An 11,585-nucleotide genomic window follows, 5' to 3' on the forward strand; every position below is an offset into this window, starting at 1 on the left:
CCCCCCGCGTCCGGTCAGCGTTGCGGCGGGCGGTATTCGCCCGGTTCGAGGTTCAGATCGATGTCCTGGAGCCGTTCGTTTACCATGGATTCCGTCACCCTGGGGCCGGCGTCGGCCTCGTCCCGGGCGGCATTGGCCCTGCGCAGCAACCAGGCGATGATGAACACGATCAGGGCCAACAGGCCCGTCATCACGCCCAGCAAGTGGTCCTGCAACCACGAAGCCCGACTCTGGGCATGTTCGGAGGGCTGCAGTTCGGCCGCCTGGATGGCGGGGCTGGCATCGCCCGCTGCGGCCGGGGCCGCGCCAGATCCGGCGGAAGCGGCCCCTCCGGAACCCACGCCGCCGTTTGCGGGCGCGCCCCCGGAACCGGCGCCCGGAGCCGGCGCACCGGCCGCGTCCGTCGTGCCGGAAGCGGCTGTTTTCCCGCCCGAGCCGGTTTCCTGATTGGCCTGGGCGGCGGCCTCCTGGCTGGCCTCGCTGATTGCGCCGGCAATCTGCTGAATCGAGTGACCGATGGCCTCGGCCCCCTTGGCGGCGGCGCTGCGCGCGGCCTCGCCCTGGGACTGCAGCGCCTGGTTCAGGTTCTGCACGTTGCCCTGGAGTTCCTCGACCCGGGACTCGGCGTCTTTCAGGGCATGCCCCCGGGCCGCACGGGCGTCGGCGGCCGCGTCGGCGCCCTTGTGCCCGGATTCGCTCAGGCGCAGATGGTCGCCCGCCGAGCCGGCGGGCCGGTTGGTCGCCCGCGATTCGGCAGGGGCAACGGCGCCCGCGGCGGCCGGTTGTCCCGCACCCGCCGACGCCGCCGCGCCCGCGAGGCGCCCGCGCATCCGCGCAAAGGCGGCGGCCTGGGCCTGGAATTGACGGCGGGCCTCGGCGTCGGAAATCGACAGCATGTCGTTGATGTCCGGCACCGCCAGCGACGAGCCGGCGCGCACCAGATTGACGTTGTCGTGGATGAAGGCCTGAGGATTGGCCCGCTGCAGGGCCATCATGAGCTGATAGATGGAAACGCCGTCGACCGCGTGGCGGCGACTGATGGCGAACATCGTATCGCCCCGGCGCACCGCGATGGCGCCGGTCGGCACCCGGCGGGTGCTGGTATGCGGGGCGGATGCCCCCAGGGTGGTCGCCGACCCGCCCCGCTCCGCCGGCGGCGCGGCCTTGGACGAAGCGGCGGAGCGGGCGGGACCCGGCGCAACCAGGGATACCTGGTAGCGTTGTTCACCCGTGGCCGTGCGCACGTCCAGCAGCAGATCCGCCAGATTGCCGGTGAAGGCCTGCCCGGAACCGACCCGCAGCACGCGGCGCCCGCCGGGCCGGACATCGGCGCCAACCGAAACGGACAGGCTGTCGAGCGGTACCGGCGGCGTCAGCCCCGCCTGGGACCAATCGGCGGCCGGCGCGGGCCGGGCCGACAACGCCTTCAGGTCGGCATCCGTCAGGCCGGATACCGGCACCAGGATCAGCAGGGGCTGACCCGCGTCGGAAGCCAGGCGCGCATGGCCGAAGGTCGCGGCCTGGGCCGCCCCGCCTGACAGGAAAGCCAGCGCCAGGGCACCCGCCGCCAGACGGATGAACCCGGACACCGTCCGGACCTCCGGGACCGGACGATGTCCGGCGAGTCCTGGCGGCCTGCGGGCCGCGCGGGGGGCGCACGTCAAGGACGGGGCGTGGGGGCTTTTTTCCATGCTGTTCTTTTTTCGATCAGAGTTCGCCCAGGGCAATGCGCAGCATGCGACGCAGGGGTTCGGCGGCGCCCCACAGCAACTGGTCGCCGACCGTGAAGGCGCTGAGGTATTCAGGGCCCATCGACATCTTGCGCAGGCGACCCACCGGGATGTCCAGCGTGCCGGTCACCGCCACGGGCGTCAGGTCCCGCATGGAGGACTCACGGTCGTTGGGAATCAGGCGGGCCCAGTCGGTGCCGGTGCGCACGGCGTCGTTGATCTCGTCCAGGGGAATGTCGCGCCGCAGCTTGATGGTCAGCGCCTGGCTGTGGCAGCGCATGGCGCCGATCCGCACGCACAGGCCATCGACCGGCACGGGGTCGGCGCCGAAGCCGGGACCGCGCCCGAGGATCTTGTTGGTTTCGGCGCCGCCCTTCCATTCTTCGCGCGACATGCCGTCGCCCAGGTCCTTGTCGATCCAGGGAATCAGGCTGCCGCCCAGGGGAACCTCGAAATTTTCCCGGGGCAGATCGGGATTTTTCTGGGCCTGCAGCACACCGCGGTCGATATCCAGGATGGCCGAAGCCGGGTCGGCGAGTTGCGCGCCCACGGCCTGGTTGAGGATGCCGAACTGGGTCAGCAGTTCGCGCATGTGGCGCGCGCCGCCACCCGAGGCGGCCTGATAGGTCATCGAGGTCATCCATTCGACCATGTCGGCCTTGAACAGGCCGGCCAGGCCCATCAACATGCAACTGACGGTGCAATTGCCGCCGATGAAGTCACGCACGCCGCGTGCCAGGGCCGCATCGATCACCGGGCGGTTGACCGGGTCGAGCACGATGATGGCGTCGTCCTTCATGCGCAGGGTGCTGGCGGCGTCGATCCACAGGCCGGTCCAGCCGGTTGCGCGCAGCTTCGGGTAGACGGCCGACGTGTAGTCGCCACCCTGGGCGGTGACGATGATCGGCAGCTTGCGCAGGGCGTCGATATCGTGCGCGTCCTGCAGAGGGCCTGCGCCCGCCGCCCAGGACGGCGCCGCGCCGCCCGCGTTGCTGGTGGAAAAGAAGACCGGTTCGAACAAGTCGAAATCCTTCTCGTCGCGCATGCGTTGCATGAGCACCGAACCGACCATCCCGCGCCAACCGACCAAACCGACTGCCTGAGCCATGAATATCTGCCTGAACCGTAAAAAAGTGGAAGTGTGAATGCCTAGTTTAATGCGTCAGTTTAATGCCTTCAGCACGGCATCGCCCATTTCAATGGTCGAAACCCGCGTGGTGCCGGCCTCGTGGATGTCCGCCGTGCGCAGGCCTTGCGCCAGCACCGCCTGCACGGCGGCTTCGATGCGGTCGGCGGCGGGCGCCGCGTCCAGCGAATAGCGCAACATCATGGCCGCCGAGAGGATGGTCGCCAGAGGATTGGCGACGTTCTGTCCGGCAATGTCCGGCGCCGAACCATGGCTGGGTTCGTAGAGGCCCTGACGGCTGGCGTTCAGCGAAGCGGAAGGCAGCATGCCGATGGAGCCCGTCAGCATGGCGGCCTCGTCGGAGAGGATATCGCCGAACAGATTGCCGGTCACCACCACATCGAATGCCTTGGGCTCGCGCACCAGCTGCATGGCGGCGTTGTCCACGTACATGTGCGACAGCTCGACCTTGGGATATTCGCGGGCCACGTCAATCATGATGTCGCGCCAGAATTGCGAGGTTTCCAGCACGTTGGCCTTGTCCACGCTGCACAGGCGGCCCTGGCGGCCGGCCGCCGCCTGGAAGGCGACATGGGCGATCCGCCGGATCTCGGACTCGGCGTAGTGCATGGTGTCGTAGCCCTGGCGCTCGCCCGCGAACGGGCCGTCTTCCAGGGTGCGCACACCGCGCGGCTGGCCGAAATAGATGTCGCCCGTCAGCTCGCGGACGATCAGGATGTCCAGCCCTGCCACCACCTCGGGCTTGAGGGACGAGGCGTTCGCCAGCTCCGGATACAGGATCGCCGGACGCAGGTTGGCGAACAGCCCAAGCGCCTTGCGCAGGCCCAGCACGGCCTGTTCCGGGCGCAGGGCGCGTTCCAGATGGTCGTATTTCCAGTCGCCCACGGCGCCGAACAGCACGGCGTCGGACTGTCTGGCCAGGGCCAGGGTGCTTTCGGGCAGCGGATGGCCGTGGGCGGCGTAGGCCGCGCCGCCCACGGGGGCCTCGGTCAGTTCCAGGTCCAGGTCCAGCGCGCGCAGCACGCGCACCGCCTGTTCGACGATCTCGGGGCCGATGCCGTCGCCCGGCAACACAGCAATGCGGAAACTCATGAATTCTTCCAGTGGGGGATGTTGAACGGATCAGCCGGGGATGCGCTTGGCCAGCCAGGGGTGGCGCGCCAGGCGATCGGCCTCGAAGGCGCGGATCATGTCGGCGCGCTGCAGCGTCTGGCCGATCTCGTCCAGGCCCTTGAGCAGGGACTCCTTTCGATAGGCGTCGATCTCGAAGGGCGATTCGTCGCCGTCGGGCGCGATCACGCGCTGGCGTTCCAGGTCGATGGTCAGGACGTAGCCGGGGAAGGCCTTGACCTCGTCGAACAGGCGCGCGACCCGGGACTCCGGCAGCACGATGGGCAGCAGGCCGTTCTTGAAGCTGTTGTTGAAGAAGATATCGGCGAACGACGGCGCGATGATGGCGCGAAAGCCATATTGCTGCAGGGCCCAGGGCGCGTGTTCCCGGCTGGACCCGCAACCGAAGTTCTTGCGTGCGAGCAGGATCGAAGCGCCCTGATAGCGCGGCTGATTCAGCACGAAATCCGGATTGAGCGGCCGGCGCGCATTGTCCATGCCGGGTTCACCATGGTCCAGATAGCGCAGTTCGTCGAACAGGTTCGGGCCGAAGCCCGTGCGCTTGATGGATTTCAGGAATTGCTTGGGAATGATCAGGTCGGTGTCGACGTTTTCCCGGTCCAGGGGGGCGACCAGGCCCTTGTGCGTGGTGAATGCTTGCATGGCGGCTCCTAGCTCAGGCGGCGGATATCGACGAAATGGCCGGCCACCGCGGCGGCGGCGGCCATGGCGGGGCTGACGAGGTGGGTACGCCCCCCCTGCCCCTGGCGACCTTCGAAGTTGCGATTCGAGGTCGAGGCGCAGCGCTCGCCCGGCTCCAGCCGGTCGGCGTTCATGGCCAGACACATCGAACAGCCCGGTTCGCGCCACTCGAATCCGGCGGCCAGGAAAATCCGATCCAGGCCCTCGCGTTCGGCCTGGGCCTTGACCAGGCCCGAGCCCGGCACGACCATGGCCTGACGGACATTGGCGGCTACGCGGCGGCCCTTGGCCACGGCGGCGGCGGCGCGCAGGTCTTCGATGCGCGCATTGGTGCACGAACCGATGAACACGCGATCCACATGGATATCGGTCATCGGCGTGTCGGGCTCGAGCCCCATGTACTGCAGCGCGCGCTCCATGCCGCTGCGGCGGACTTCGTCCTTTTCTTTTTCGGGATCGGGCACCCGTGCGTCGATCGGCACGACCATTTCGGGCGAAGTGCCCCAACTGACCTGGGGCGCGATCTGCGCGGCATCGATCTCGACCACGCGGTCGAAAACCGCGTCCGGGTCGGAACACAGGGTTCGCCAATAGGCCACGGCCTGGTCCCACTGCGCACCTTCGGGCGCGTAGGGTCGGCCCTTGAAGTAGTCGATCGTGGTCTGGTCCACGGCCACCATGCCCGAGCGCGCGCCGGCCTCGATGGCCATGTTGCAGACCGTCATGCGGCCTTCCATGGAGAGCGCACGCACCGTGCCGCCGCCGAATTCGATGGCGTAGCCCGTACCGCCCGCCGTGCCGATCCGGCCGATGACGTAGAGGACCAGGTCCTTGGCTGTACAGCCGAAGGGCAGCTTGCCTTCGACGCGCACCAGCATGCTGCGGCTCTTTTTCATCAGCAGCGTCTGCGTGGCCAGGACATGTTCGACCTCGGAGGTGCCGATGCCGAAGGCCAGCGCGCCCATGGCGCCGTGTGTGCTGGTGTGCGAATCGCCGCAGACTACAGTCATGCCCGGCAGGGTCGCGCCCTGTTCCGGCCCGATGACATGGACGATGCCCTGGCGGCGATCGTTCATGCGGAATTCGGTGATGCCGTGGGTTTCGCAGTTCTTGTCCAGGGTGTCGACCTGCAGACGCGAGACCGGATCCTGGATGCCTTCGCTGCGCGCCGTGGTGGGCACGTTGTGGTCGGCCACGGCCAGATTGGCGGAGACCCGCCACGGCTTGCGGCCGGCCAGTTCGAGTCCTTCGAAAGCCTGCGGGCTGGTGACTTCGTGAACGAGATGGCGGTCGATGTACAGCAGACAGGTGCCGTCCGGCCCCTGGTGCACCACATGGGCGTCCCAGAGTTTGTCGTACAGGGTTTGGGGCATGATCTGGCCTCGATGATCGAAAAAACGGGGGGGCTGTCCGCGCTCGGGCGCGGACGGAATGAACCCATTATGCCAGTGTGATTTCCCTGGACAAGGCCAGCGCTTATCCTAGTATTGAGGGTACTTGGTACCAGATTGAATCAGCTTTTCCTGCCTTGATACAGCGGCAGCACGATCTCGGACGCCTGCTTCAGGTCCGCGATCCGGCTCTGCGACGAGGGGTGCGTGGAGAGGATTTCCGACTGTCCCCCGCCCCCGGCCTGTTCCATCTTCTGCCACAGGGTAATGGCGGCGCGTGGATCGTAGCCGGCCCGGGCGGCCAGTTCCACCCCCATGCGGTCGGCCTCGGTCTCGTTGGAGCGGCTGTTGGGCAGGGTGAACATGACCTGCGTCAGCGACGAGCCCAGATCGGCCACGGCCTGGCTGCCGGTGACTGCGGACAGGATCGACAACCCGACATTGGCGGCCATCTGGCGCGAGACCTGTTCGCGCGCATGCTCACGCAGGGCGTGCGAGATCTCGTGTCCCAACACCGCCGCCAGTTCGGCGTCCGAGGGCTGGATCTTGTCCAGCAGGCCGGAGTAGACCGCGATCTTGCCGCCCGGCATGCACCAGGCATTGACCTCGGCGGACTTCAGGACGTGGATTTCCCAGGCCCAGTTGCGCGCGTCGGGCCGGAACGTGCCGACCTGGGCGATGAGCTTGCGGGCGATCGTCTGGACGCGCCTGGTCTGCGCGGGCGACGTGTCCAGGGCGCGCTGAGCCTTGGCCTGGGACAGGATCTGGCGATACTGCGCCGCCGCCTGCTGGTCCAGTTCGGCCTCGGACACCAGGGTCGACATGGTCTGGGTGCGATTCACCCCCACCAGCCCGGACTGGGTCGTCTGCACCTGGGCGCAGGCCGTCAAAAGGACGGCCAGGCCAATCGCGAAAAGGGTTCGAAGGGCCCGGATCATGATCGCTCCTTCAGGCGCACTGCCCCCGGTGGCGCAGCGCATGGTCCATCAGCACAATGGCCAGCAGGGCCTCGGCGATGGGCGTGGCGCGGATCGCCACACAAGGATCGTGGCGGCCCAGCGTCTGCACCATGACCGGCTCGTTGGCCCGGTTCACGGAGCGGCGCTCGATGCGGATGCTGGAGGTGGGCTTGACCGCTAGCGACACCTGCAGCGGCTGGCCGGAGGAAATCCCCCCCAGCACGCCGCCCGCATGGTTGCCCATGAAGCCATCGGGGCCGATTTCATCGCCGTGCTCGGAACCGCGCATGGCGACGCAGTCGAAACCCGAACCGATCGACACGCCCTTCACGGCGTTCAGCCCCATCATGGCATGGGCGATGTCCGCGTCCAGCCGGTCGTAGATAGGTTCGCCCCAGCCAGCGGGCAGGCCGTCTGCCGTGACCTCGATGCGGGCGCCGATGGAATCGCCGTCATGGCGCAGCCGGTCCATGAAGTCCTCGAGTTGGGGAACGATGCCGGCATTGGGCGCGTAGAAGGGGTTTTGCGGCACGTCGTCCCAGGACACGAAGGGGATCGGGATCGGCCCGAGCTGGCTCATGTAGCCGCGGATGCGCACACCGTATTCCTGCATCAGCCATTTGCGCGCCACCGCGCCGGCCGCCACGGTGGGCGCCGTCAGGCGCGCCGAGGAACGGCCGCCGCCGCGGGGGTCGCGCACGCCGTATTTTTTCCAGTAGGCGTAGTCGGCGTGGCCGGGCCGGAAGGTGTCGGCAATGTTGCTGTAGTCCTTGCTGCGCGCATCGGTGTTGCGGATCAGCAGGCCGATGGGCGTGCCGGTGGTGACGCCCTCGAAGACGCCCGAGAGGATTTCCACCGTATCCGGTTCGCGGCGCTGGGTGACGTGGCGCGAGGTGCCCGGCCGGCGCCGGTCGAGTTCGGTCTGGATGTCGGCCTCGGACAGGGGCATGCCCGGCGGGCAGCCGTCGATCACGGCACCGATGGCCGGGCCATGCGACTCGCCGAAATTGGTGACACGAAACAGGGTACCCAGGGTATTTCCGGACATGGGAGGTTCTATGAAATGAAGCCATCGGAGCCTGACCGACGGCACACGCCATCGGCCCCGCCTGCGCGAGGAAAGCCCTGAACGGGCTTCCCAAGAACTGATTATCGCATCCTTTGGCGAGCGCTCCCGGCATGTCCGGACGCGGGACGGACGCGTTCGGCATGTCTATGCCGGCGGCACCAGAATGTCCAAAGACTGGCGGAACGAATGGATCCGCAGCGGGCACTGGGCGCAGCCCGGCTGCCCGCGACATTGCTCCAGCAGGGATTCCAACCCTCTGACCATCCTGCCCAGGTCCCGCATCTGGTTCTGCAGGAAGTGGATCTTCTCCTGGACCAGTTCCTGCACCTGCACGCATTGCACGACCTGCGGCGGCTGCAGCAGCAGGGCGATTTCGTCGAGCGAAAAGCCCCAGGCCTGCGCCTGCTTGATGAAACGAATCCGTTCGACGACATCGTGGGAATAGCGCCGATGGGACCCCAGAGGCTTGGCCGGCACCGCAACGAGGCCGCGGCGCTGGTAGTAGCGGATGGTCTCCACGTTCACGCCGGCGAGTTTCGCGGCACGACCGATGTTCAATGCATCACCTCATGAACTCCTTGACTCCGTACCCGGGTACGGACATTAGATTGCCCCAGGCAATCAGGAATCCATGAATGCCGCGAACCGACATGCCACCCATGCAGATCGGTCGCGTTCCCACCTTTATTCGATGAATGACTATGTTATCCGTAACAAAACAATTTGACTAGAATCGAAAAACCAAAGGCCACGCCGCATGGAAGAAACTGCACCAGGACGGGAGATTGGAGGTTTCCCGTACGCTCCGGGGGCCAGCGTCGGCCCGGACGCCACCGCGCGGGAGTCGAGCCCGGTCCTCGAGGCCACCCTGCGGCACGCCGTGGCACAGGGAGAATTCCGCCTCGCCTACCAGCCCATCGTCGACCTGCGCAATCACCGGACCGTCGGCGTCGAGGCACTGATCCGCTGGCCCCGGGCACCGATCGGCCCGGACGTCTTCATTCCCACGGCCGAGCGCATCGGCCTGATCCGGGACATCACGAGGCAGGTCTGCCTCCTGGCGGCCAGGGATCGCATCACACAACGGATTCCAGGCTCCATCCGCCTGTCGATCAACCTGTCGGCGGCGGACGCGGAAACCATGGAGACGGCGGCGCTGTTATCGGACCTGTCCCTGACACTGGGCGACACGGCTCTGAGCGTGGAGCTGACCGAGCGCTGCCTGCTGTCGCCCGAACGCTGCGGTCCCGTCATCCGGGCGATCCGCGCCCGGGGCATCCAGGTGCATCTGGATGATTTCGGCACCGGCTACGCCAATCTCCAGTCCCTGGTCGAACTGGCGCTGGACGGCATCAAGATCGACCACCGCTTGACCCGCTGCATCGACGACTCCCGCGCCGCCCGGGAAATCGTCCGGCATCTGGGCCGGATGGCCGGCGCGCTGGGCCTTTCGGTCACGGCCGAAGGCGTCGAAACCGAGGCTCAGGCTCGATGGCTGTCGGTCCTGGGTATCCGCCGTGCGCAAGGCTGGCTGTTCGGCCGCCCCTGCTTCATCGAAGACTATCCCGCCGCGCGGCCCCTCGCCCAGATCGCCGCGCCGGACGCGGCCTCCGGCCGGCTCGCGCCAGGCCGTCACGAAGAACAGCTCACCGGCACCGCCGGCTCGTCGGCGGCGGGAGGCCGGGCATAGAAATCAGAACCGGGACGCTCCGCGTACGGATCCCGCAGCAGCGTCAGCAAGCGGTCGATCTCCGAGGCGTCGCCCCGCTGCGCCGCTTCGATGGCGCGTTGAGCCAGATGATTGCGCAACACATAGACTGGGTTGGCCCGGCTCATGGCGGCGCGGCGCGCATCGGCGTCCCCGCCCTGCCCGGCGCGCCGGGCCAGGTAGCGGTCCAGCCAGGCCCGCGCCGGCGCGGGATCGGGGAACAAGTCCAGCCAGGGACCGGCGTCACGGTCGGCGTCGGCCAGCCGGCGGAAGGCCAGCGTAAAATCGGCCCGCTGCGCGTGCAGCAGGCTCCACCAGTCGTCCTCCAGCGCCGCGTCGTCCGGCCGCCAGGCATCCAGACCCAGCTTGCGCGCCAGGCCGTCCCGATAGGCCGCCAGGAACTCGGCCTCGAAGGGCGCCAGGCAGGATTCCAGCGCGGACGCCTCGCAACCCAGCACCAGCAGGCTGCCCGCCAGGCGGTACAGGTTCCAGCGCGCCACGGCCGGCTGGGCGTTCCAGGCGTAGCGACCCGCCGTGTCGCTATGGTTGCAGATGTGATTGGCCTGGAAGGCGTCCATGAAACCATACGGCCCGTAATCCAGCGTCAGGCCCAGGATGGACATGTTGTCGGTGTTCATCACGCCGTGGCAGAAGCCCGCGAGCTGCCATTGGGCGATCAGGCGCGCCGTGCGCCGCGTGACTTCGGTCAGCAGCCGGCAGGCCGTGGCGGGCGCGTCCGTCTCGCCTCCGGACGTCTCCCGGCATTCGGGATACCAATGATCCACGACGTAGTCCAGCAGCGCCTTCTGTTCATGATGGGAATGCCCCCAGTGCTCGAAATGGCCGAAGCGCACGAAACTGGGTGCCAGGCGGGTGACGACGGCCGCTGTTTCGACTGTTTCGCGCACCACCGGATCATCGGAGGCCACCAGCGCCAGCGCGCGGGTCGTCGGAATGCCCAGGCCGGCCATGGCTTCGCTGGCCAGGTATTCGCGCACGCTGGAGCGCAGGACGGCCCAGCCGTCACCCATGCGGGAAAATGGCGTACGGCCCGAACCCTTGAGCTGGATTTCCCAGACGCCTTCGGGTGTCCGGACATCGCCCAGCAGATGCGCGCGGCCATCGCCCAGTTGCCCGGCCCATACGCCAAACTGATGACCGCTGTAGGCCGTGGCCAATGGCGTCATGTCGGCCAGCCGGCCGGCGCCGGAACACAGGGCCAGGAACTCGGGCGATCGCAGCGCGTCGGCGTCCAGGCCGAGCAAGGCCGCCGCGTCGGGATTGGCGTGCAGCAGGCGCGGCGCCCGCAGCGGCCGGGGATCCACCCGGGCGTAGAAACCGCGCGGCAGGGCCGCGAACGAGCAGCCCGCGCGCAGCCCGTCCAGCGATATGGGGGGTGCCTCAGCCATGGCGCGCCGCCCGTTTGGCGGGACGCACGTACAGAATGGCGCCCAGATACAGGCCCAGCGACAGGAGGATTTCCAGACCGGCCAACGCCGCCGAGACCGGCGAGACATCGGACCAGGCACGCACCGCGCCTTCCATCAGGTAGAGCAGGCTGAGCATGGACACCCACTGCAGCGTATAGAGCCTGCGCCGCAGCACGCCGCTGACGGCAAACAGCAAGGGCACCGCCTTCAGAGCCATCAGCGTGCCGCCGGGGCGCAGCGGCGCCCACCACAACTCCCAGCCCACGCACAGGGCGATCAGGCCAAACAGACACACGCAAGCCAGTCCATGCAGGCCCGTATTGAATTTGATTTCCACGC

General features: G+C 67.8%; 11 protein-coding genes. 1 reads left to right on the forward strand and 10 read right to left on the reverse strand.

The features are described from left to right. Positions 1–14: 14 nt before the first annotated feature. The 8 genes from O4H32_RS13365 to O4H32_RS13400 form a co-directional block, all read right to left on the reverse strand. Positions 15–1,589 (reverse strand): type IV pilus assembly protein FimV, encoded by a 1,575-nt coding sequence (locus tag O4H32_RS13365; RefSeq protein WP_269359959.1) that lies wholly within the window; start codon positions 1,587–1,589, stop codon positions 15–17. Positions 1,590–1,707: 118 nt separating this feature from the next. Next, entirely contained in the window at positions 1,708–2,838 is a 1,131-nt protein-coding gene (gene asd / locus O4H32_RS13370) for an aspartate-semialdehyde dehydrogenase (protein ID WP_269359960.1), read from the reverse strand. A 54-nt stretch (positions 2,839–2,892) separates the two neighbouring features. Next, on the reverse strand, positions 2,893–3,969 hold the full coding sequence (leuB, locus tag O4H32_RS13375; RefSeq protein ID WP_269359962.1) for a 3-isopropylmalate dehydrogenase: 1,077 nt from the start codon (positions 3,967–3,969) through the stop codon (positions 2,893–2,895). Between the two features lie 30 nt (positions 3,970–3,999). Further along, entirely contained in the window at positions 4,000–4,650 is a 651-nt protein-coding gene (gene leuD, locus O4H32_RS13380; RefSeq protein ID WP_269359963.1) for a 3-isopropylmalate dehydratase small subunit, read from the reverse strand. Positions 4,651–4,658: 8 nt separating this feature from the next. Next, positions 4,659–6,062 (reverse strand): 3-isopropylmalate dehydratase large subunit, encoded by a 1,404-nt coding sequence (leuC, locus tag O4H32_RS13385; RefSeq protein WP_269359965.1) that lies wholly within the window; start codon positions 6,060–6,062, stop codon positions 4,659–4,661. Between the two features lie 140 nt (positions 6,063–6,202). Next, entirely contained in the window at positions 6,203–7,018 is an 816-nt protein-coding gene (locus O4H32_RS13390; protein WP_269359967.1) for a M48 family metallopeptidase, read from the reverse strand. 10 nt (positions 7,019–7,028) lie between these two features. Continuing rightward, positions 7,029–8,087 (reverse strand): chorismate synthase, encoded by a 1,059-nt coding sequence (aroC, locus tag O4H32_RS13395; protein ID WP_269359968.1) that lies wholly within the window; start codon positions 8,085–8,087, stop codon positions 7,029–7,031. Positions 8,088–8,252: 165 nt separating this feature from the next. Continuing rightward, positions 8,253–8,666, reverse strand: a complete 414-nt coding sequence (locus O4H32_RS13400; RefSeq protein WP_269359970.1) for a MerR family transcriptional regulator — start codon at positions 8,664–8,666, stop codon at positions 8,253–8,255. A gap of 199 nt (positions 8,667–8,865) precedes the next feature. Here O4H32_RS13400 and O4H32_RS13405 point away from each other — a divergent pair, with 199 nt between their 5' ends. Beyond that, positions 8,866–9,798 (forward strand): EAL domain-containing protein, encoded by a 933-nt coding sequence (locus tag O4H32_RS13405; protein ID WP_269359972.1) that lies wholly within the window; start codon positions 8,866–8,868, stop codon positions 9,796–9,798. Here O4H32_RS13405 and O4H32_RS13410 read toward each other — a convergent pair. Beyond that, the gene (locus tag O4H32_RS13410) at positions 9,741–11,225 is read right to left on the reverse strand and encodes a protein adenylyltransferase SelO (RefSeq protein WP_269359974.1); all 1,485 of its coding nucleotides are present in this window, start codon (positions 11,223–11,225) and stop codon (positions 9,741–9,743) included. The two genes, O4H32_RS13405 and O4H32_RS13410, sit on opposite strands and share 58 nt — an antisense overlap. Then, positions 11,218–11,583, reverse strand: a complete 366-nt coding sequence (locus O4H32_RS13415) for a DUF2069 domain-containing protein (RefSeq protein WP_269359976.1) — start codon at positions 11,581–11,583, stop codon at positions 11,218–11,220. Before O4H32_RS13415 ends, O4H32_RS13410 begins: the two co-directional genes overlap by 8 nt. Positions 11,584–11,585: the final 2 nt, after the last annotated feature.

Source organism: Castellaniella denitrificans (genome assembly GCF_027214045.1).
In the GTDB taxonomy this organism is placed as follows: Bacteria; Pseudomonadota; Gammaproteobacteria; order Burkholderiales; family Burkholderiaceae_B; genus Castellaniella; species Castellaniella denitrificans_A.

Coding starts and splice junctions, on each gene's coding strand:
- O4H32_RS13410 (WP_269359974.1), bottom strand. CDS start 11,225: ATGGCTGAGGCACCCCCCATATCGCTGGACGGGCTGCGCGCGGGCTGC.
- leuB (WP_269359962.1), bottom strand. CDS start 3,969: ATGAGTTTCCGCATTGCTGTGTTGCCGGGCGACGGCATCGGCCCCGAG.
- asd (WP_269359960.1), bottom strand. CDS start 2,838: ATGGCTCAGGCAGTCGGTTTGGTCGGTTGGCGCGGGATGGTCGGTTCG.
- aroC (WP_269359968.1), bottom strand. CDS start 8,087: ATGTCCGGAAATACCCTGGGTACCCTGTTTCGTGTCACCAATTTCGGC.
- leuD (WP_269359963.1), bottom strand. CDS start 4,650: ATGCAAGCATTCACCACGCACAAGGGCCTGGTCGCCCCCCTGGACCGG.
- leuC (WP_269359965.1), bottom strand. CDS start 6,062: ATGCCCCAAACCCTGTACGACAAACTCTGGGACGCCCATGTGGTGCAC.
- O4H32_RS13405 (WP_269359972.1), top strand. CDS start 8,866: ATGGAAGAAACTGCACCAGGACGGGAGATTGGAGGTTTCCCGTACGCT.
- O4H32_RS13390 (WP_269359967.1), bottom strand. CDS start 7,018: ATGATCCGGGCCCTTCGAACCCTTTTCGCGATTGGCCTGGCCGTCCTT.